A 20,073-nucleotide genomic window follows, 5' to 3' on the forward strand; every position below is an offset into this window, starting at 1 on the left:
CAGTGGACGTTCATCAACACGTCGTCGCTTTTCCGCACTCTGAATGACACACCGACAATGACTACCCAAGAATCTCAGACGTCTTCCCTGTCCACCGCGATCCGGTCCGTGCCGACGCGTTCCAACGTGGAAACGGGTGTGCCGGGTCTCGACGAAATCCTGGGCGGCGGTCTGGTGCGCGGCGGCGTCTATCTGCTCGAAGGGATGGCCGGCGCGGGCAAGACGATCCTGTCGAGCCAGATCGGTTTTCATCGTGTAAGCCAGGGCGAGAAGGTGCTGTACATGACCTTGATCGCCGAATCGCACGACAAGCTGCTGGGTCATCTCCGAGGCCTGAGTTTCTTCGACGACACCGCGGTCGCGCAGCAGATGCTGTTCGTGTCCGGCTATCACGAGCTGATGCAGGATGGCCTCGACGGCTTCCTCAAGCTGATTGCGTCGAGCATCTACGACTACCGGCCGAGCCTGATGATCATCGACGGCTTTCGCAGCGCACGGGAATTCAGCGAAACCGAGTTGTCGCTGTCGAAGTTCATTCACGAACTGAACGCGCTGGTCGCGGCAATGGATTGCACCACCTTGCTGCTTGCACCGCTCTCGGGCAACGAGCCGCATCCGGAGCACACGCTGGTCGACGGTCTGATCGAACTGAACCGTTACAACGACGGCATGCGCCGCGCGCGCGAAATCGAAGTGCATAAGATGCGCGCGCGCAATCATCTGATGGGCAAGCACTTCTTCCGCATCGCCGAAAGCGGGCTGCTGATGTTCCCGCGTCTCGAAGCGCAAAGCGCGGTGCCGCAAGGTCCGGTGGATCTGAAGACGCGCCTCGGCTTCGGCTTGCCCCATCTGGACAATCTGCTCGGCGGCGGGTTCGCGCAAGGCTCGACGACCACGTTGATCGGACCGTCGGGCGTCGGCAAGACCATGCTTTGTCTGCAGTTCCTCGCAGCCGGCGTCGCGCGCGGAGAACGCTGTGTGTACCTCGGCTTTTACGAAGGACCGCAACGGCTGATCGGCAAAGCCGAGGCAGTGTCGATCGCATTGACCGACGCGTACGAAGACGGCCGCCTCGTTATCCAATGGCAACCGGCCATCGAACTGGCCGTCGACGAACTCGCGGCCAACGCGCTCGCCACGGTCAAGCGGATCGGCGCGTCGCGCATCGTGATCGACGGTGTGGAAGGCTTCCGCGATTCGGCGTTGCGCACCGAGCGCTTCGGCCTGTTCCTGAACGCGATGCTGCATCAGCTGCGCGAATCCGCGGTCACCACGCTATTGACCGAAGAACTGCCGCTTTACGCCGACCCCGGCTACGCGAGGAGCGTGCGGGTGTCCGCGTTGACAGAGAACCTCGTGCTGCTGCGCTACGCGGAGACGGAGAGCGGACTGCGCCGCATGATCTCGGTGGTCAAGCAGCGCGAGAGCGCGCATGACACGTCGCTGCGCGAACTCGTGATTACCTCCGACGGCCTCGACGTGAACGATGGTCCGCCGAATGGCGGCGGCGCGTCTTCGACGCCGGGGCTGCTGGCCACGCTGCACCCGCGGCGCAACACGTAGCCGCCCATGAAAACCATTCTGGTCGTGGACGACGAGTTCGACATCCTCACGGTCTGGGGGCTTCTGCTGGAGCGGCACGGCTATACCGTGATGACGGCGTCGAACGGCGCCGCCGCGCTCGAACAGATACGCCGGGCCCGGCCCGACATCATCGTGTCGGACTGCATGATGCCGGTCATGTCGGGGCTGCAATTGTGCGCGGCGCTATACGCCGACCCCGTATTGCGCGATATTCCGATCCTCCTGTGCAGCGCGGCCGCGGACATTCCGGCGCAGCCGAATCCCACCATTGCCTACGCGCGCAAGCCGCTTTCTTTCGACACGCTGCTGGCGATGCTCGAACGCATGTTGGCCTGACGGCCGTCATCCGGACACGCGGTGGGCGGCCTATGCCCGCCGCGTGCGGCTCTTCACCACCCTCTTCTTCGACGAACACCGCGCGCGAACCGCTCGCTCTCCACGGCTCGCTTCCGCACGTTGAGACGATCGCGCCATTTGTCGAGCCTTTGCCGCGTTCACCAACGGCCTGCCGCCTTTTACAGTGGGTCATCGATCGCGCAACGCCAGAACATCGGAGCGCGACGCAACTTTCGGAGGCTCGGTGATGAACGGCAATCGTGGTGCGGTACCAGCAGCTTTCTTCGGGATCGCGGTGGGCGTGCTGGCGTTCGCCAATCTGTGGCGTGTGGCGATCAGGGTGTGGCACCTGCCCGCCGTGGTCGGAACCCTGTTGACGATCGCGGCCCTCGCCGTCTGGCTCATCGTGCTGCTCGCGTACGGGCATAAGTGGCTGACCCACGCCGACGACGCCCGCGCGGAAATGCAGCATCCGGTGCAATCGTCGTTTGCGGCGCTCGGGCCGGTGTCGAGCCTGCTTGCCGCGAAATTGCTGGAGCCGTATGCGCATACGCTGGCGCTCGCGCTGTTCGGCGCGGCCGGGCTTGCGCAACTGGCGCTCGGCGTGTATCTGCATGGACGGCTCTGGCAGGGCGGCCGCAAGCCTGAACTGATCACGCCGGCCATTTATCTGCCGACCGTCGCGCCGAGTTTCGTGGCCGGCACTGCGGCGGCCGCGTTTGGGTTTCATCAACTGGGCGAGCTGTTGTTCGGCGCCGGGGTGCTGTCGTGGCTCGCGCTCGAATCGCTGATCCTGCATCGCGCCGCCGTCCATGAACCTCTGCCCGAAGCGCTGCGCCCGCTCCTTGGCGTGCAGCTCGCGCCGCCCGTCGTCGGTGGCGTGACGTACCTGAGCCTGAGCAACGGCACACCGGACCTGTTCGCGATGGCCCTGCTCGGTTATGGGCTGTACCAGGCGTTGCTGCTGTTGCGCCTGTTGCCGTGGATTCGCCGGCAAGCGTTCGTGCCGGGCTACTGGGCCTTCAGCTTCGGCGTGGCCGCCCTGCCGACGATGGTTCTGCGGATGCTCGAACGCGGCGCCACGGGTCCGGTCGAATGGGCTGCGCCGGTTCTGTTCGTCGCGGCGAATCTGATCATCGGCATTCTGGTGGTGAAGACACTGGGCTTGCTGGTGCGAGGCAAGTTGCTTCCCGCCGCTGCGACACCGGTGGCGCCCGCGACGCAGGCGCAAACCGATTCGCGTGGTGCTCAGGCCGGTCGAGCATGACGCAAACGGCGACGCGCATCACGCGTCTCGCCGTATCGCATCAACATCGACGTGAGCGCCTTCACGCTTCAGCGCTTCAACGCGCCGCCCTCAGAACCCATGCAGCGACACCACGATCAACGCCGCGCCGACCACCGCCACCACGTCTTCGATCAGCGCTGCCGGCGCATCGCGTCCAAACGTGCGGGCCATCGCGCTGCGCACCTTCGCCCCGCCCAGCGTGCCGATCACCGCGCCCGCCGCACCGACCACCGCGCCGAGCACGCCGACGATCCAGCCTCCAGCCAGGCCGCCGTGCGCTCCACTGATCGCCGCGCCGCTCAACGCGCCCGCCACGATGCGCGCGCCGAATTGCAGCGGCACTTTGCGGCTCGGCGTTTCGGGCAGTTGATCGGTAATCAGCTCGACGACCGCGAGCAGTGTGAAGATGTACGGCGTGGCGGTGAAGCCGAGAAACGCGAGCGGCGTGCCTTGCAGCGGCAACCAGCCGAGATGCGCCGCCCAGCTGACGGCGGCGGGAGCGGTCATCGCCCGAAGGCCGGCGACGATGCCGATGAGCAAGGCCAGGACGTACACGGACATAGTGGACTCCGAATGAGGGCAATGATGCACGTTGGACAAGCCGACGGCTTACCTGGACGAACGTCGGCAGAATGTGTCGAGCATTTCACCTGGACAGTCAACTTCTCACCGCATCCATCGAGGCGATCCGCAATTCCCGGTGCGGTTGCCCCCCGGGGTTGCCCCCTTTCGGTGTGGCCCTAGTGTCGCACAATTCGACTGGCGCAATGCAGGCGACCAGCGCCACCAGCATCAGTCCGTTTCGATTCATGCGTACCGGGTCAAGCGCGGTCTTCAGACCGACGACACCACCAGCGCACCGACGCTGGCGATCGCCGCATTGCTGCGCGTCGCGTCGCCGTCCGTTTCGGTCAGATAGACCGTCACCAGCACCGGGCCGCGTCCGGGCGGCCACAGAATCGCGATGTCGTTCGCGGTGCCGCGCTCGCCGGTGCCGGTTTTGTCGCCGACGCCCCAGTCCTTCGGCAGCTTCGCGCGCAAGCGTGCGGCGCCGGTTTCGTTGGCCGCGAGCCACGCCAGCAGTTGCGCGCGCGAGCCCTTCGACAGATGGTCGCCGAGCACGAGTTCGCGCAGATTGCCGAGCATCGCGTTGGGCGTGGTCGTGTCGCGCGGATCGCCGGGAATCGCTTCGTTCAGCTCCGGCTCGATACGGTCCAGCCGCGTGACGCCGTCGCCAAGACTGCGCGCGAACGCGGTCACCGCCGCCGGACCGCCGAAGCTCGCCAGCAGCAGATTGGCCGCCGTGTTGTCGCTGAGCGTCAACGCGGCTTTGCACAATTCGGCGACGCTCATGCCCGCGCCGCCGGTGAGCTCGCGGGTATGCCGGCTGGTGCCCGGCGAGTTGGGCACGAGGTCGCTCGCGGAGAACACCATGCGCCGCTGCAGGTCCTCCTGACCGCGATCCACCCGTGTCAGCACCGCGCCCGCCGCCAGCAGCTTGAAGGTGCTGCACATCGGAAAGCGCTCGTCCCCGCGCAAACCGGCGCGCAGACCGGAGGTCGTATCCATGATCGATACGCCGAGCCGCCCGCCGCTTGTCGCTTCGATCTGCGCGAGTCGCGCGCGAATCGCCTCGGCATCGGCATGGGCATCGCCCCGCTCACTCCCGCGCGCCGACGCGCCAGTCTTCGTTGTCTTGCCCAACGCGCCGCCGCTGCCAAGCGCAACGCCAGCTATCGAAACGCCCAGCATCGCGCTCGCGAACTTCCGTCTTGTGATCATCGCCGCTCCTTGTGTGAAGCCGCCACTATCGGTTTTCCACCGAACGCTGACAAACGATGATAAGTTAGCCGACTCACAAGAAAATCTTATGCTTGCGCCATGAGACCGCATCTTCCGCTGAACGCGCTGCGCGCGTTCGAATCGTCCGCGCGACACCTGAGCTTCACGCGCGCCGCGCTCGAACTGAACGTCACTCAGGCGGCCGTCAGCCAGCAGGTGCGCTCGCTCGAAGAGCGGCTGGGCACCGCGCTTTTCAAACGCCTGCCGCGCGGCCTCGCGATGACCGACGAAGGCCTCGCGCTGCGTCCGGTTCTGAGCGACGCGTTCGATCGAATCGAAGCGGTGCTCAAACAATTCGAAGGCGGGCATTTTCACGAGGTGCTGACGGTCGGCGTGGTCGGCACGTTCGCGGTGGGCTGGCTGATGCCGCGGCTCAAATCGTTTCGCGACGCGCATCCGTTCGTCGAACTGCGGCTGCTGACGAACAACAACCTCGTCGACCTCGCCACCGAAGGGCTCGACTTTGCGATCCGCTTCGGCGACGGCACCTGGCCGGGCTCGCTCGCCACGCGGCTGCTCGACGCGCCGCTCGCACTGCTATGCACGCCGGAAATCGCCGCGCATCTGTCGAAGCCCGCCGATCTCGCCGACCAGACGCTGCTGCGTTCATACCGCGCGGACGACTGGATGAACTGGTTCAGCGCAGCCGGCATTCCGCCGCGACCGGTTCGCGGGCCGGTGTTCGATTCGTCGCGGCTGATGGTGGAAGCGGCGATGCAAGGCGCGGGGATCGCGCTAGCGCCCGCGCTGATGTTCGATCACGAGATCAACACGGGACGCCTCGTGCGCCCGTTCGATGTGGAGGTCCACGCGGGCAGCTACTGGCTGACCTGCGTGAAGGGCAAGCCGATGACGCCGGCGATGCAGCTGTTCAGTCAATGGATCGTCGACGAGGCGGCACAGCGCGCGCCGGACTAGCACAGCGCCGTGGCCGTGCGGCGATGACCGTTCATCGCGGGCCGTTCGGCTTGCGGCGGAAACACGTTCCACGAGCCGTCGTCGTGACGGAAGAAAAAGATCGACAGCAGACCGCCTGGCCGCAACGCTTCGACGCACACATAGCGTTGATGCGACGCACGATGGCAAAACTGCACGACGCGCGCGGGCATCGACGGGGTAGGGGCGAGCCATTTGTCGACGGCCCAGTGCAAGGTCTTTTCTGCGGCAACCATGATGCTCTCCTTGAGTCCTGTCGGGTTTGAATCGTTGAATCGCTGCGTCATTGAATCGTTTGAAATGCGGGACGGCGGGTTCACGCCAGTTGCGCGGCTGCCTCGTTGCCCCTCGCACCGCTCTCGACGAAAGCCTTCACCAGACACACCAGCGCGAGCATGCCGGCACGCGGATGGCGCAGGCAGCCATGCACCTGTTCGCTACGGCTTTCGCCGAGCAGGCACCATGCGCAGAAGTGTTCGCAGTTGTTGGTCAGCAGGCGGTAGCGGTTTTCGCCGAGACGCGAACGGGCGCGGCGCACGGCTTCGTCGCCGGCATAGCGGGCGCTCGGGGTGGAGCGGATCGACAGCGGCTGGCCGGCGGCGAAGCGCGCCAACTCGACTTCCTCGACCGGGCCGCGTTGCGCCGAACTGGCGAAGCCGGCGTAATGAACCACGCGGCCATTGCCGACGTAGATGCCGTGATGTTCGTAGCCGCGCCGTTGCGTGACGAGATGCGCGCCGATCGGCAGGTCGATGGTGGACGTGGCGGCTCCGCGCGCTGCGTTGCCTTCGCTGTTCGCCGGGAGAGAGTAGGTGTTCATGGCTGGCCTCGTTCGATTTCCAACACTGTTGCGAGGTCTTTTGCATCAACCGGGCCATGCGCGGAAAAGCCTTTATTTACAGGGCTTTCGTGTTCGACATGGGGACATTGGACAGCGCGTGTGTCAGCCATGAGCCGACAGAATCCGCGGCGATGTGTTGGCGTGCGACGCTCAATCGGCTCTCGCGAGCGCCTTTCTCGCACGTCGACGAAAGTCAGGAAAGCTTCTTAATGTGTTGGGTCCCGCACCGGTCCGCGCGCGGGCTTGTTGGCCGTCAGCCGACCTATCGACATGAGCACGACCAGTCGCTGCGTACGCAAACGCGCAGAATCGCCGCGCAATCAACGCGTTACGACATAACCACAAGCCGCACCGCAAAGTGGCATGGCACTTGCACCATCTCGTCCAGATTCTTGTACACCGCGCGCGTTGCACACGCGGCCAAACCGGAGAACGTCATGGCTTGTATCAACATTCACGACCTCACGCTGAACCTCGCGCTCGACCGTAAAGCGATGGCGGCAATTCGCGGCGGCGGCGGCGCGCCCTGGGTGTATGGCTGGATTCAACCGTATGTGCGCAACACGCCGAGCATGGGGCCCGTCGTCAACCTGTACGAAGTGCAGAACAACTTCTATGCTAACCAGATGATCAACCAGTTCCAGTCGGTCGACGTGTACAACACCGGCGCGAACTCGAACATCGCAGTCGCTCCCGACGCACGCAGCAGAAACGATACGGTGTAGCCGTTGTGACCTGTGCGAGCCAATTTCGCTGGACGTCGTCCGCGCGTTCCGACGCCGGACGTGTCCGCGAGATCAACGAAGATGCCTGCCTCGACCAGCCCGACCCCGGGCGCTGGGCCGTCGCCGATGGCATGGGCGGGCACGCGGTCGGCGACCTCGCAAGCCGCCTCGTGATCGATGCGTTGAGCCGGCTGGCCGCGCCCGTCAGCATGAAAACGCTGATCGCCGACGCGCGCTTGCGGCTGCAAACCGCCAACCGTCAACTCCGCGACGAGGCCGCGCGCCGCCAGGTGCAGCGCATCGGCAGCACCGTCGTCGCGCTGCTCGCGTGCGATCGCTTTTGCGGCTATCTGTGGGCGGGCGACAGCCGCATCTATCTGTACCGCGCGGGACAGTTGCGGCAACTCACGCGCGATCACAGCCAGGTGGAAGAACTCAAGTCGCTCGGCGTGCTCACCGACGAAGAGGCGCGCCATCATCCGGCGCAGCACATGATCACGCGCGCGGTCGGCGCGACGGATCTGCTGCAGCTCGATGACGACGCGATCGAAGTCGCCGACGGCGACGTCTTCCTGCTCTGCAGCGACGGCCTGAGCAACGAGTTGAGCGACGACGACATCGTCGCGGTGCTGACCTCGGCGCAACGCGAGAACGCGTCCGAGGAACTGGTCGAACTGGCGCTCGCGCGAGGCGGCCGCGACAACATCACCGCAGTGGTCGTGCAGGCGGAAGATCCGAATGCTTCGGACAAGACCTTGCTGAATCCGTCGCCTTGAGCTTCTTGAGCTTCTTCAGCTTCTCGATGACGAGCTCGAGGACTCAGCCTTCGCCGCCTTCTTCGTCGCGCTCGCGTTCGTCCTCCGTACCGTTCCTGCTCGCGGCAGCCTGCGTATTGCGGTTGCGGAAGTCCTTCGAATGCAGACCGTGCTTTTTCAGCAGCATCTGCAGATGCGAGCGGTTCATGTCGATACGCCGCGCGAGTTCGGCGACGGTGCCGCTCACTTCACGCAGGCCACGCTCAAGGAAGGCCTTCTCCGCATCGTCGCTGGCGGCCCGCTTCGCGTCGCTCAACGACATCAGGTTCGCGACGCTGATCGGCTCCTGACCGCTCGCACCCGCACCGTTCAACGCAGCCGCCGATCCCGGCGCGGCGGGCCGCATATCCAGCGGCAGATGATCGATGTCCGCCATCTCGCCGGCGAGACACGACACCCGATACATCACGTTGCGCAACTCCCGGATGTTGCCGGGATACGCGTAGTTCAGCAGAAAGTCCCGCAAACGCGGCGTCAATCTGACGGGCCTGCGCTTCAACGTGCCGGCCGCTTCGTCGCCGAACCACGCGATCAACAGCGGTATTTCATCGCGGCGTTCGCGCAACGGCGGCAGCGTCACGTGAATCACGCTGAGCCGATAGAACAGGTCCTCGCGAAACTTGCCCTCTTCGCTCAGTTGCCGCAGATTGCGATTGGTCGCCGCAACGATGCGCGTGTCGACCGCGATCGTTTCGTCGGAGCCCACGCGTTGAATCTCGTGTGCTTCGAGCACGCGCAGCAGTTTCACCTGGCCGGCGAGCGGCAACTCGCCGATCTCGTCGAGAAAGATCGTGCCCGTATGCGCGCTTTCGAATTTCCCCTTCCGATCATTCGACGCCCCGGTGAATGCGCCCTTGCGATGCCCGAACAATTCGGACTCCAGCAGATTGTCCGGAATCGCGCCGCAGTTCACGGAGATAAACGGCTTGTCCGCGCGCGAACCGTTGGCGTGAATCACCTTCGCCATCAGTTCCTTGCCGGTGCCGCTTTCGCCGTCGATCAGCACCGGCAGATCGGTCGGTGCGGCTTTCTCGGCGATTTCGAGCGACTCCAGCAAACGCGCGTTGTCGCCGAACGTCCCTTCGAAAATGAAGCTGCGTTCGAGCAGCGCCTTTCTGCGCGCGCCGCGCGACTGATCGACAGGTTCCTGCGGCTCGGCGGCCACCGCCGCCTGCACGAAGCGCTCCTTGTGCGAAAGCTGCATCACCTCGTCGCGCAGCGACGTGGCCTGCCGGAGCAGCTTGTCGATATCCGCGCGTTCGAGGCGCGACGACCAGCGCAACGTCGAGCGCAAAATCTCGATCCGCTCGATCAGGCCCGCGTAGGAAATCGCGGGGCTGGCCTCTTCAATCTGGTCGAGTATCTTCATCATCACGCGCTCAACTGTTTCTGAACCAGCTGGTAATACATTCCGCCGCGCTGGATCAGTTCATCGTGACGGCCCTGTTCGACAATCGCGCCTTCATACAACACGAGAATCTTGTCCGCGCGCATGATGGTGCTGAGCCGATGCGCGATGATCACCGCCGTGCGGCCCTTCAGAATGTCGTGCATATTGCCGAGAATATTGCTTTCCGACTGCGAATCGAGCGCCGAGGTCGCTTCGTCGAATACGAGCAGACGCGGGTCGTGATACAGCGCACGCGCGATGCACAGCCGCTGGATCTGCCCGCCCGACAAACCGATCCCGCGTTCGCCGACAATCTGCTCATAGCCGAGCGGCATCTTGCTGATGAACGCATGCGCGTCGGCCATCTTCGCGACCTCTTCGATGCGGCGGCGGTCCGGCGAATCGTCGCCGCTCGCAATGTTCTCCGCAATCGTGCCGGAGAACAGCAGATTGCTCTGCATCACATAGCCGATCTGCGCGCGGTAATACGCCTTGTCGACCACGCCGAGATCGTAGCCGTCGATGCTCATCTTCCCTTCGGTCGGCGTGTAGAAACCCACCAGCAGCTTCGCGAGCGTGGTCTTGCCCGACCCGCTGCGCCCGACGATGGCCACCAGTTCGCCGGGCTTGATATCGAAGCTGATGTTCTCGAGCACGTAGGCCGAGTCGTTCTCGCCATAACGGAAATAGACGCCGCTGAGACTGATCTCGCCTTGCAGCTCGGGCAGCATCACGCGCGACGGCAAATCCTGCGGCTTCTGTTCGGGCTCGATGTCGAGCACGTCGCCGAGGCGCTCCATCGCGACGCCCGCGTCGTTCAACATGCTCCATAAGCCGACCAGCCCCATCAGCGGCCCCATCACGCTGCCCATGAACGCATTGAACGCGATCAGCTGACCGATCGTCATTTCGCGCGCCAGCACCAGGTTCGCGCCGACCCACAGAATCGCAATCGTCGTCGCGGCGTTCAGCAACTGACTGCCCAGTCCGACCAGAATGCTGAACGCGTGCGCGCGATACTGCACTTCGAGCGCCTTCGCGTACTTCTTCTCCCAACGCAACCGCACCGGCCGCTCGATGCCCATGCCCTTGATGGTCTCCACGCCGGCGAGCGCTTCCATCAGAAACGACTTCGAATCGGTCGACGCGGTGAACACTTCGCGCGCGTAGCCCTTGATCTTCGGCGTAGCCAGTATGGTCAACCCCATGATCGGAACCACGAACGCGATCAGCACGAGCGTCATCTTCACGTTGTAGACGAACATGATCGTGAAGTAGATGAACACCATCAGCAGGTTCAGCGTGGTGGTGACGGTGGATTCCGTGAGGAACGCGCGGATCGTCTGGTTCTCCTGGAAGCGCGCAAAGATGTCGCCGGTCTTGCGCTTCGCGAAGAACGAGAACGGCAGCGACATGGTGTGCTTGAAAAATTGCGACATCATCGCGAAGTCCATGTTGCGCACCATGAAATTGGCGAGATACGCGCGAATCGTCGACATCAATTGCGAGAACACGTTCGCGATGATCAGCCCGGCTATCAGCAGATGCAGCAGGCTGACGTTCTGATGCACGATCACGCCGTCGAGAATGTTCTGGATGATCAGCGGCGGAATCACGCCGAGCACCTGAATCACGAAGGTGGCGAGAAACAGGTGGCCGAGTATCTTCTTGTACGGCTTCAGATAACCGACAAAACGTATCCACGGCGAACGCGCCGCCGAGATCTGCACCAGTTGCGGACCGCCGGTGAACAACAGGCAGGTGCCGCTCCAGCCGCGCTCGAAATCCTCGACGGTCAATTTCCGGAAGCCGAGCGCCGGGTCCGCAACCCACACGTAATCCTTCGAGAGCCCGTACACCACGACGTAGTGATAGCCCTCCCAGTGCACGATGAACGGTAGATCGAAACCGCGCAGCGAATCGAACGTGCATTGCACGCCGCGCGCCGTGAAGCCGAGCGACTCGCCGGCGCGCGCGAGGCTGTCGAGCGTCGCGCCCTGGGTCGTGACGTTGGCGAGTTCGCGCAATTTGCCGAGCGTCATCGGAATGCTGTAGTGGCGGCACACCATCGCGAGGCACGCGGCGCCGCAGTCCATCTCCTCGGCCTGTTCGACCAGCGCGAAACGCTTGATGACTTTCTCGCCGAACTCCGGCTTGCTCTGCAAGTCGAGCATTAGCGGCAATTTGCGGCGCTGTTCGACCCGCTTTTGCCGCTGCAATTCGCGGTCGCCGTAACGAATGCGCTCGTCGAGGACTTCGCGCAGTTTCGGATTGCGTTCGAGTATGAAATGAACCGTGCGCTCCGGAATCACCAGCAGCCGCGTATCGGTCGTCGCGACGACAGACGCCATCTGCTCCTGGCGCATCAGGCACGCTTTCTCGCCGAATATCTCGCCTTCGCCGAGCGTCGCGAGCGTGTAGTCGTGGCCCTCCTCGTGCCGCACGATACGCACCGACCCTTGCCGCACCACGTAGAGCCGCCGGTCGTCGCGTCCGTCCTGCCTGAGAATCTCCTTGCCCGCCGCGACCCGTTTGACGCCGACGCTGCGCACGTACTCCTCGAGTTCCTGCTTGTTCAGTTTGCCGCGCAGGTCGAACAGCTGCGCGACGAAGCCGCCCGCCGAATTGATCGCGACGTAACTCGCAACGAACGCCAACGCCGCGGGGTTGCCGGCCATCACCGGTTCGATCGCGGCACGTGGAATGAACAGCAACTCGGTTTTCGCCGACGCCCGCACCGACGCCTCGTGCACATACGCGCGCAGCATTGCGATGTCGGCGAAGATCTCGCCCGACTTGCGCACGCCCATGCTGGTTTCCTTGCCATGCTCCTCGGTGAAGATACGCACCGAGCCCGAGCGCACCACGTAGAGACCGTCGGCCACCTCGCCCGTGGAGCAGACCGTTTCGCCGAACGAGTAGAAGCGTGCTTGCGCGTAATCGGCAAGACGCTCGATCTCATCGCGCGAGAAAGGCGAGAGAATTTCCACCGAGGCGAGAAACTCGGCGGCGGAAGGCGCGGTCTGGGGTGCGTCCATGTGCTTGCGGACCTCTGTTCGGCTGACTTCGTTGCGTGGGGTCGCTTAGCGCGCTTCGATCACATGCTCCTGGGCGCGCGCGATCAGCCAGCTCTCGCGTAGCAGGCGCCTCACTTCGGCGGCGACGTCCGCGTCGAGCGTCGCCGGGTACTTGGCCGTCACCGCGAAAATCTCGAAGCACGAGCGATCCGCCGATGCAAACGGCCCCAGCAGATCGCCCACCGCCGCGTTGAAAATCTTCGCTTCGATGTCCGGCTTCAACGAACCGCGCAGCACCTTGCCGATCACGCCGCCCGCCTCGCGCGTGTCGGCAATCGAATGCTCGCGCGCCATGTCGGCGAAACTGTCGGGATCGTCGTGCAGATACGAAATCATTTCCTTCGCCTTGCCCTCGCTGTCGAGCACGATATGGCTCACCTCGATCGCGTCGAACTTCGGCGAATTCAGCGCGAAGTAATCACGGATCGCCGCTTCGTTGCCGACGTGGTCGAGCATCTTCTCCTGATACAGCCCGTCGGTAATGAACGCTTCGAACTCGTCGAGACTCACGTGCAGCACGTCGAGGTACTGGTTCATATCGGTCGCGCGATGCAGACCGCGCACGCGGCGGAATTGATCGGCGCGCTGCTGGATTTCGTCGGCGGTCACGGTGATGCCCTGCTTCTTCGCCGCGTGCACCGTGAGCTTGTCGCGCACGATCTGCTCGATCAGGCTCTCGAACTGGCCGGTCAACTTCAGCAGACGAATGAACTCGGCCACGTCTACGACTTCGTCATCGATACGCACTATCGCGGTCATTTCATTCGCTCCTTAATGGATGTGTGATCAGTGCGCTCAACCCGCCACCTGCCTGAACGGGTCGAGACCGAGATCGATCAGGCGGCGCTCGCGCACCACGATCTCGGCGCTGGCGGTCATGCCGTAGCGCAACGGGTAACGGGTGTCGGCGATCTGGTAGTAGTTCCTGTCGAGCGTGACGCGGCCTTCGTAGACCGGTTGCTTGTCCTGCGCCGACGGCTTGGTCGCCGGCGAAATGTAGGCGAGCGTGCCGCTGATCAGTCCATAGCGTTGATACGGAAACGCGTTGAATTTCAGCTTGACCGGCAAACCTTCATGCAAAAAGGCACGGTCGTGTTCGGCGATTTCGATTTTCAGCACCGGCCGCGCGTCTTTCGGCGCGATGCCGCCGAGCGGCGCGTTCGCCTGAATCTTGTCGCCGCGCTGCGTCGAGGTTACGTCGGTAATCACACCGGAGACCGGCGCGAGAATCAGCAGGAAGTTGTCCTTGTCGATGTTCTCGAAGCGGATGCGCGCAGCGGCTTCGGACACGAGGCGGGCGCTTTGCAACTGCAGACGCACCTTGTCTTCCGTGTCGGTGATATCGCGCACCGCCGAATCGTACTGGAGTTGCAGGTCGGTGGTCTGCTGTCCGCTGGTTTCGAGTTGCGCATTCGCCTGCGCGTATTCATGACTCAGGCGAAAGTCCAATTCCGCGAGCTTCGATTGCGCGACGCGGTACGCGTTGTCCGCCTCCATCGCGGCGGTCCGCTTCTGCTCGACCTGCAATTCGGCGATGCCGCCACCGCCTGGCTGCGCGAACAGCTTCGAATAGCGGTCCAATTCCTGGCGTGCCGCCTCGCGCGTGCGGCGGGCGTTGTCGAGAATGCTGCGCGCTTCGTCAAGTTCCGCTTTCTGTCCTTCGGCGAGCTTGGACGTGCCCTCCGACACGCGATTTTCGTGAAGACGCGACTCCACTTCCATCTGCGTCTTCAGCGCGGCGGCCTTACGCTCCATCAACGCCTTCTTCTGTGGAAACTGTTGCCAGTCCCGCTCCGCGTCTTCGAGCTTGAGTTGCGCTTGCAGCGCATTGCTCGCCGCCTCGATCGCGCCGCGCGCATTCAGCCGCGCGAGCACGTCGCCCTTCGACACCGGCTGTCCCTCGGCGATATAGAGGTCCGCCAGTTCGCCGTCGATCGGCGCGTAGATGCGGCGCACTTCCGATTCCGGCGACAAGGTCCCTTGCGCGCTGACGATCACATCCGCGCGGCCAACGAATGACCACAGCAAGCCGGCCACCACCAGCGCGACCATCGCCCAGATCAGCGCGCGCGCGATCCGCACCGGCTCGGCGGTCAGAATCGCGATGCCTTCGACGCTGTGATCTTCCAGCGCCTCCGACAACGGCCTAGGGTGATTGTCGCGCTTCACTCTGCTCGCCTCCGATCAACGCCAGCTTCGCCTTCAACAGTCCGGGGTCCAGCACCATGCGCAACTCGGTGAGCGAGCGGCGCTGCAAATTCGTTTCGGCTTCGATGTCCGCGAGCAGGCGGTCGAACTCCGCCGGATGATCGGCATTCAGTTGCGTGTAGATGCGCATGCCTTGTTGCGCGGCCGTCTGCGCGTCGGACAGCAAACGCGCCTCGCTGCGAAAGCCCGACGAAATGCCCGCTTCGAGCCGTTGCGTGCCGCCGATCGAACCGCTCGCGCGATACTGTTTCCACAGGCTCTGCGCGCGCAGCATGAGGTCTTGCGCACGCGCCAGCGCCTTGTCGTGCAGCGCGGCGACGTCCTTCTGGATCGATTGCGCGAACCAGGCATCCGCCTGCGGATCGAGACTCGCGTAGAACGACAGCAGACGCTGGTCATAATCCTTGCCGCCACGCGTCTTCTGTAGATCGCTGTACTGGTCGAGCAACGCCTTCTTGTGTGCCGCTTCGGTCGCAAGCACGTCCGACCACGGGCCGGCAGGCATCGCCTGCAAACCGGCCAGCGCCTGCTGTGCATCGCCGCGCTGCCACGCCGCGTTCACCGCGTCGTGACGCTGAATCACGTCCGTCGACGGCAAACGGCTCGACGCGAGACGCTGGAACTGCTCCTGAAACGGCGGCGTGCTGAAGCGCACCGATTTCAGCATCGCGAGCAATGGCGTCAGTTCACGGCTCAAGGCGGCGTTCAGCAACGCCGTGTACTGACGCAAATCCTCACGCACCCGATCGAGGCCGGCGAGACGCGGATAACGCTGCGCGTAATCGTCGAGCACGCGGGGCAGCGCATCGGGTTTGTCGCGCGCGAGCTCGGTGCGGATCACGTCATTCAACCGGTCGATCGCAGCGACATACACCGAATCGTCGCTTTCCAGTTTGCGCAGATGACTCATTGCCAGCGCGTACGGCTCGGCGAATACCGGCACGTACGACGCGATCCGGTCGAGCGCGCGTTGATGGCTCCTCGCGTCGTCTTCCCAGCGTTCCAGCAGATTGTTGATCGTCGACTCGTCCGCGTACATGCGAATCGGCGCATCCACGCCGCCACGCGCCGCAACGAAGCGCTCCAGGTCGCCCACCCACTGCAATTCGCCGACCAGCGACGCGGCGTCCGCGTTATTCGCGCTCAATGCGCTCATCTCCTTGAGCTGCGCGTCGGCCTGCTCGAACTGCGCCTTCTGCAGCGCGTTCAACCAGCCGGGGAGTTCCGCTTTCAGCAACGCTTCGCTGGCGAGCGCGCTGACCTTCGTGTCGGTCGGATGACTCGCCAGATAGCCCTTGGCCGCCGTGACCGCGCTGGTGTAATCGCCGCTCGCCAGCAGGTTCTTCAACTCGCGCTCCGATGAGCCATGCAGGTACAGCGCCACAGCGATCGCCGCGACAACGGCTACACTCCCGCCGCCCCAACCCGCGATGCGCTTGATGTTCGGACGGTCGCCGTCCGCGAAAGCCTTGCCGAGTTCGCTCACGATCAGGCGCCAGCGGCGCGGCTTGCCCTTTGCGGCGGGCGCGGCGCCAGCACCGTTTGCGCCGGCATTGCCGGCACCATGCGTACCGTTCGCCGCTTTCGCGCCGCCCGCCGCGTCGCGCTTCGACTGCGCCGCAGCGTGAGAGGCCGCTTCGTTGACTTCGTCTTCGCGTTGTAGCGCCGGGTCGACGCAAAAGATATCGAGGAACGAATGCGCGGCGCCAACGAACGTGGTCTTGTCGGTATCGGCCGCATCGTCGACGGCTGGATTGACGAATAGCTGGGTCACAGTGGGCTCGACGTCAGGGGATTTCTGCAGCGACACCCTGTAGACGAAGTGGTCGCCGCCAAATGCAACGACGTCGCCGTCCGCGAGCGGCAGCGCGGATTCGTCCAGGCGCTTTCCGCCAACGAAGGTGCCGTTGGTGCTGCCGAGATCCTCGACGTAGAGGTCCGCACCCTTCAGAAAGATGTGCGCGTGACGTCGCGAAATGTAATTGACCTGATGCGGATAGCGCTCCTTGTAGCGCGCGAACACGTCGTCCGCCTTGCTGATGAGAAACGGAAACGCCTGCACCTCGATCGGCTGCAAACCGAGGTCGTCGCGCTGAGGCACGAGCAGCAAACCCGGCGCAGGCGGCGCACCGGTTGCGGCCACGATGCGTGCGCGCGGCTCGATGCCCACCCGGTAGCACAACTCGCCGCCAAAGCACAATTCGTCGCCCGGCCGCACGCGCGCCGGAGTCTGCCGAACCGCGGCGCCGTTTAACGTGGTGCCGTTTTTACTGGCGAGATCGGCGACATACACCGCGCCGTGCTCGGTGAAAATGCGCGCGTGACGGCGCGAGAGTCGGGAGATTCGATCCGGCGGATAGTCGGTGAAGGGCGCTTCGCTGCGGCCAATCGCGAACAGGTTGTCGACGATCCGGATTGCGTCGAGCGCGGGACGTTGCGCGGACGCAACCGGTGACAGCACCACGTCGAAGGCAGCGTCCACTGTCGCGCGCATTTCAGCAATCGGAGCTTCGCCGGCGGCCATTTTATCTGGATCACTAAGCGTTTACCCGTTGCGGCGAGAGCGCAACGGAAACGGGACGAAGGACAACGGCGGAACGATTTTGTTGTGATGAGCCGCTTAAAATCAGGCCCCTCAATGATTGTAAGTCACGCATGGAGAGTGTCAATTTTCAGATCATCAGTTGTGAAGAGAGGCAACGCACCATCATCGGACGGAATAGCCGCGCCGCGCGCCATTGTGCGATTAGCTCAGTGTTCCTTTACTTGGCTTCTACTTGCGCCTGCACATCCACACTCGGCCAGCCACCGCCAAGCGCCTTGTAGAGCAGCACCGTGTCCGACAGAATCAGTTGATGGTTGGAAAGAAGATCCTGTTGCGCCTGGAGCAGAGTCCGTTCGGTTTCGAAGACCTCCAGTTGCGACACCACCCCAAGGCGCAATTGCGACTGAATCTGATCGGCGACGATTTGCAGGCGCGACACTTGCTGTTGCAGCTCTTCGCGTTGCGCCTTGTGTGAATTCAGATTGACCAGCGCGTTCTCCACTTCCTCGAACGCGCCCATCACCGCCACGCGATACTGCTGCTCGGCCACCGTCGATTGCGCTTGCGTCGTCTTTACGTGAGCCCGCGTACCCGGATCGAGCAACGGGATGTTGATGCTCGGCATCAAGCCGAACGTGAACGATTTGAGCAGGTTGTTCAGCGCGGCACTCGCCGTGCCGCCGTGCGCTGTCAGACCGATGGTCGGCAATTGAGCGAGCTTCGCCTGGCCGACGAGGTCATAGGCTTCCAGCACTCTGAACTCGGCCGCCACCACGTCGGGACGCCGCGCGAGAAGTTGCGCGGGCAAGCCGTCCGGCACCGCGGGCAATTGGACGCGTTGCTGCAAATGGCCTTGGGGCAATTGAAACTCGCCCGCCGGTACGCCGATCAGCGTGCAAAGCGCATTGTTGGCGACGGCGCGTGAGCGGCGCAGTTCGAGCAACTCGTTGGTCAGCCGGTTGATTTCCGCCTGCTGGCGCAGCACCTGGGTTTGCGGCACGAGACCGCTGCGCCGCTGGCCGTCGTAGATCGTGAGAATCTGTTTGTTCGTGACGAGCGTTTTTTGCTGCTGGTCGATCTGGTCGTCGAATTGCAGGATCTGGAAGTAGGTGCTGGCGACGTTCGCCACCAGTTCGAGATATCCCGCGCGCCAATCCGCTTCGCTAGCATGGAATTCAGCCTTCTGCGCCTGCACGCCTTTCTCGACCTTGCCCCAGATGTCGATGTCCCAGTTCACCTGGGCGGCCACGTTGTACTGCTTCGCGAAGGTCTGCCCGGTGGTCTTTTCGAAATCGGCGCCGACGCCGAGGTCCATGGTCGGCAATGCGCCCGCTTTGGCCTCGGCGATCTGCGTGCTGGCGACATCGATACGCGCGGCCAGCACGCGAATGTCGAAGTTGCCGGCAATCGCCTTGTCGATCAACGTGTCCAGATACGGATCGTGGAAGCCTTTCCACCAGTCGGGCTCGATGGTCGCGGCGGCCGACACGGGAGCCGCCTTCTGATTCGACCACGAAGCTTTGGCGGGCGTGTCGGGGCGCTTGTAGTCGGGCATGCTGAAGTCGACACACGCGCCGAGCAACAGTGCACACGCCGTTGCCGCACACGCGCCGCGCAACGCGGCGCCAACGCGAGGCCGCGACGATGTCGCGGAGAAGAAGCGCTGACAGACCGATGAATCGAGCAACGCTGACACGATTGTCTCCGATGACGCCCGCTTCGCTGCATGCGCTCAACGACGGGAAGATCCCTTCAGGTCAAAGCATCTCCGTTGCGGCTTCGGCATCGAAGCGAGCAGGAAGGTGGGTGGGGGATCGGGCGGTGGCGCGAGGGGGTGCGTGAAAAAAGAACGATTGAATTGGAAATCTTTTTGAGTGCCTGGCCCACTGACGGCCGACACGCGACCAGTATGCGTCCAATGCGGGGCGGAGCCCGCGGAGGCCCGCAGGCCTCCGCGAGGTCTGCGTCGCTCAGGACACGAAGATGTTGTTGCTCGAGGTCACGTGCGGGTTGATCGTGGTCGAGGCGCCCGCGACGAACGCATCGTTGTTGCCGTTCGCGCTCTGGATGTTCATCGTCGTGCTGATCAGTTGGGTGGCGTCGACGGTCTTGCTGTTGTTCGGCGCATACACCGGCGTATAGCTGAAGTACGACGAAGACGGATATCCATAGCCGAAGCCGCCGCGCACGGCGCTCATTGCTTTGCTGTCGAGTTGTTCGGTGATGGACAGGTCTTTGATCATCAGCGTGTTCATGGTAAATCTCCTGGAAAGGGAAGCTGCACAGTGTTGCGTTCGGGTTCGAGCAATTTGTCTGCTCGGGTGTCACTAATGCAGGGGCTGTGCCAGGATTGCTTTCCGATCCTAAGAAATATCCAGAAAGGCCTTAGATAAAGGGCTCCACGGTTGATCCGCGAGCCGGCACGACGTGAGCGATGGGAAACGTTGACCTGAGGATGGTGGATTGCAGCCAACAGACGGTGCGAA

At 63.6% G+C, this 20,073-nt stretch carries 17 protein-coding genes; 6 read left to right on the top strand and 11 right to left on the bottom strand.

What is annotated here, in order from left to right; all coding sequences use genetic code 11:
- Nucleotides 1-57: 57 nt before the first annotated feature.
- The 3 genes from BGI01S_RS14125 (at nt 58) to tehA (ending at nt 3,187) form a co-directional block, all read left to right on the top strand.
- A complete protein-coding gene (locus BGI01S_RS14125) occupies nt 58-1,563 on the top strand; it encodes an ATPase domain-containing protein (protein WP_042326381.1) in 1,506 nt (501 codons plus the stop codon).
- Between the two features lie 6 nt (nt 1,564-1,569).
- Nucleotides 1,570-1,920, top strand: a complete 351-nt coding sequence (locus tag BGI01S_RS14130; protein WP_042326382.1) for a response regulator — start codon at nt 1,570-1,572, stop codon at nt 1,918-1,920.
- A gap of 247 nt (nt 1,921-2,167) precedes the next feature.
- A complete protein-coding gene (gene tehA, locus BGI01S_RS14135; protein WP_042326383.1) occupies nt 2,168-3,187 on the top strand; it encodes a dicarboxylate transporter/tellurite-resistance protein TehA in 1,020 nt (339 codons plus the stop codon).
- 90 nt (nt 3,188-3,277) lie between these two features.
- On the opposite strand, the gene BGI01S_RS14140 is transcribed toward tehA, so the two are convergent.
- Nucleotides 3,278-3,769, bottom strand: coding sequence for a DUF4126 family protein (locus BGI01S_RS14140; protein ID WP_042326384.1), 492 nt, complete (start codon nt 3,767-3,769; stop codon nt 3,278-3,280).
- Nucleotides 3,770-4,042: 273 nt separating this feature from the next.
- Nucleotides 4,043-4,990: a class A beta-lactamase gene (gene bla, locus BGI01S_RS14145; RefSeq protein WP_042326385.1), complete on the bottom strand. Its 948-nt coding sequence runs from the start codon at nt 4,988-4,990 to the stop codon at nt 4,043-4,045.
- Between the two features lie 99 nt (nt 4,991-5,089).
- Between bla and BGI01S_RS14150 the strand changes: the two genes are divergently transcribed.
- Complete coding sequence (locus tag BGI01S_RS14150) at nt 5,090-5,968, top strand: LysR family transcriptional regulator (RefSeq protein ID WP_042326386.1); 879 nt, start codon at nt 5,090-5,092, stop codon at nt 5,966-5,968.
- On the opposite strand, the gene BGI01S_RS14155 is transcribed toward BGI01S_RS14150, so the two are convergent.
- Complete coding sequence (locus tag BGI01S_RS14155; protein WP_042326387.1) at nt 5,965-6,222, bottom strand: hypothetical protein; 258 nt, start codon at nt 6,220-6,222, stop codon at nt 5,965-5,967. The two genes, BGI01S_RS14150 and BGI01S_RS14155, sit on opposite strands and share 4 nt — an antisense overlap.
- 80 nt (nt 6,223-6,302) lie before the next feature.
- On the bottom strand, nt 6,303-6,806 hold the full coding sequence (locus BGI01S_RS14160; protein ID WP_042326388.1) for a lecithin retinol acyltransferase family protein: 504 nt from the start codon (nt 6,804-6,806) through the stop codon (nt 6,303-6,305).
- 458 nt (nt 6,807-7,264) lie between these two features.
- On the opposite strand from BGI01S_RS14160, the gene BGI01S_RS14165 reads away from it, so the two are divergent.
- Both BGI01S_RS14165 and BGI01S_RS14170 read left to right on the top strand, forming a co-directional pair.
- Complete coding sequence (locus tag BGI01S_RS14165; RefSeq protein ID WP_042326389.1) at nt 7,265-7,552, top strand: hypothetical protein; 288 nt, start codon at nt 7,265-7,267, stop codon at nt 7,550-7,552.
- Nucleotides 7,553-7,557: 5 nt separating this feature from the next.
- Entirely contained in the window at nt 7,558-8,328 is a 771-nt protein-coding gene (locus BGI01S_RS14170; protein ID WP_042326390.1) for a PP2C family protein-serine/threonine phosphatase, read from the top strand.
- Between the two features lie 43 nt (nt 8,329-8,371).
- Here the strand turns inward: BGI01S_RS14170 and BGI01S_RS14175 are convergent, their stop codons facing one another.
- From BGI01S_RS14175 to BGI01S_RS14205, 7 genes are all read right to left on the bottom strand, one after another.
- Complete coding sequence (locus tag BGI01S_RS14175; RefSeq protein ID WP_042326391.1) at nt 8,372-9,739, bottom strand: sigma-54 interaction domain-containing protein; 1,368 nt, start codon at nt 9,737-9,739, stop codon at nt 8,372-8,374.
- Nucleotides 9,739-12,795: a peptidase domain-containing ABC transporter gene (locus BGI01S_RS14180; protein WP_042326392.1), complete on the bottom strand. Its 3,057-nt coding sequence runs from the start codon at nt 12,793-12,795 to the stop codon at nt 9,739-9,741. Before BGI01S_RS14180 ends, BGI01S_RS14175 begins: the two co-directional genes overlap by 1 nt.
- 45 nt (nt 12,796-12,840) lie before the next feature.
- Entirely contained in the window at nt 12,841-13,593 is a 753-nt protein-coding gene (locus tag BGI01S_RS14185; RefSeq protein ID WP_042326393.1) for a peptidylprolyl isomerase, read from the bottom strand.
- Between the two features lie 36 nt (nt 13,594-13,629).
- Nucleotides 13,630-15,003, bottom strand: coding sequence for an HlyD family efflux transporter periplasmic adaptor subunit (locus BGI01S_RS14190; RefSeq protein WP_042326394.1), 1,374 nt, complete (start codon nt 15,001-15,003; stop codon nt 13,630-13,632).
- Nucleotides 14,981-17,566: an FHA domain-containing protein gene (locus tag BGI01S_RS14195; protein ID WP_042326395.1), complete on the bottom strand. Its 2,586-nt coding sequence runs from the start codon at nt 17,564-17,566 to the stop codon at nt 14,981-14,983. The genes BGI01S_RS14190 and BGI01S_RS14195 overlap by 23 nt, the downstream gene beginning before the upstream one ends.
- Nucleotides 17,567-17,804: 238 nt before the next feature.
- Nucleotides 17,805-19,274, bottom strand: coding sequence for an efflux transporter outer membrane subunit (locus BGI01S_RS14200; RefSeq protein WP_042326819.1), 1,470 nt, complete (start codon nt 19,272-19,274; stop codon nt 17,805-17,807).
- Between the two features lie 283 nt (nt 19,275-19,557).
- On the bottom strand, nt 19,558-19,842 hold the full coding sequence (locus BGI01S_RS14205; RefSeq protein ID WP_042326396.1) for a hypothetical protein: 285 nt from the start codon (nt 19,840-19,842) through the stop codon (nt 19,558-19,560).
- Nucleotides 19,843-20,073 lie beyond the last annotated feature (231 nt).

Source organism: Paraburkholderia ginsengisoli NBRC 100965, assembly GCF_000739735.1.
Classification (GTDB): domain Bacteria; phylum Pseudomonadota; class Gammaproteobacteria; order Burkholderiales; family Burkholderiaceae; genus Paraburkholderia; species Paraburkholderia ginsengisoli.

What these genes read in the sequence shown, in the direction of transcription:
- BGI01S_RS14125 (WP_042326381.1), top strand. Translation starts at nt 58, where the DNA reads ATGACTACCCAAGAATCTCAGACGTCTTCCCTGTCCACCGCGATCCGG.
- BGI01S_RS14130 (WP_042326382.1), top strand. Translation starts at nt 1,570, where the DNA reads ATGAAAACCATTCTGGTCGTGGACGACGAGTTCGACATCCTCACGGTC.
- tehA (WP_042326383.1), top strand. Translation starts at nt 2,168, where the DNA reads ATGAACGGCAATCGTGGTGCGGTACCAGCAGCTTTCTTCGGGATCGCG.
- BGI01S_RS14140 (WP_042326384.1), bottom strand. Translation starts at nt 3,769, where the DNA reads ATGTCCGTGTACGTCCTGGCCTTGCTCATCGGCATCGTCGCCGGCCTT.
- bla (WP_042326385.1), bottom strand. Translation starts at nt 4,990, where the DNA reads ATGATCACAAGACGGAAGTTCGCGAGCGCGATGCTGGGCGTTTCGATA.
- BGI01S_RS14150 (WP_042326386.1), top strand. Translation starts at nt 5,090, where the DNA reads ATGAGACCGCATCTTCCGCTGAACGCGCTGCGCGCGTTCGAATCGTCC.
- BGI01S_RS14155 (WP_042326387.1), bottom strand. Translation starts at nt 6,222, where the DNA reads ATGGTTGCCGCAGAAAAGACCTTGCACTGGGCCGTCGACAAATGGCTC.
- BGI01S_RS14160 (WP_042326388.1), bottom strand. Translation starts at nt 6,806, where the DNA reads ATGAACACCTACTCTCTCCCGGCGAACAGCGAAGGCAACGCAGCGCGC.
- BGI01S_RS14165 (WP_042326389.1), top strand. Translation starts at nt 7,265, where the DNA reads ATGGCTTGTATCAACATTCACGACCTCACGCTGAACCTCGCGCTCGAC.
- BGI01S_RS14175 (WP_042326391.1), bottom strand. Translation starts at nt 9,739, where the DNA reads ATGATGAAGATACTCGACCAGATTGAAGAGGCCAGCCCCGCGATTTCC.
- BGI01S_RS14180 (WP_042326392.1), bottom strand. Translation starts at nt 12,795, where the DNA reads ATGGACGCACCCCAGACCGCGCCTTCCGCCGCCGAGTTTCTCGCCTCG.
- BGI01S_RS14185 (WP_042326393.1), bottom strand. Translation starts at nt 13,593, where the DNA reads ATGACCGCGATAGTGCGTATCGATGACGAAGTCGTAGACGTGGCCGAG.
- BGI01S_RS14195 (WP_042326395.1), bottom strand. Translation starts at nt 17,566, where the DNA reads ATGGCCGCCGGCGAAGCTCCGATTGCTGAAATGCGCGCGACAGTGGAC.
- BGI01S_RS14205 (WP_042326396.1), bottom strand. Translation starts at nt 19,842, where the DNA reads ATGAACACGCTGATGATCAAAGACCTGTCCATCACCGAACAACTCGAC.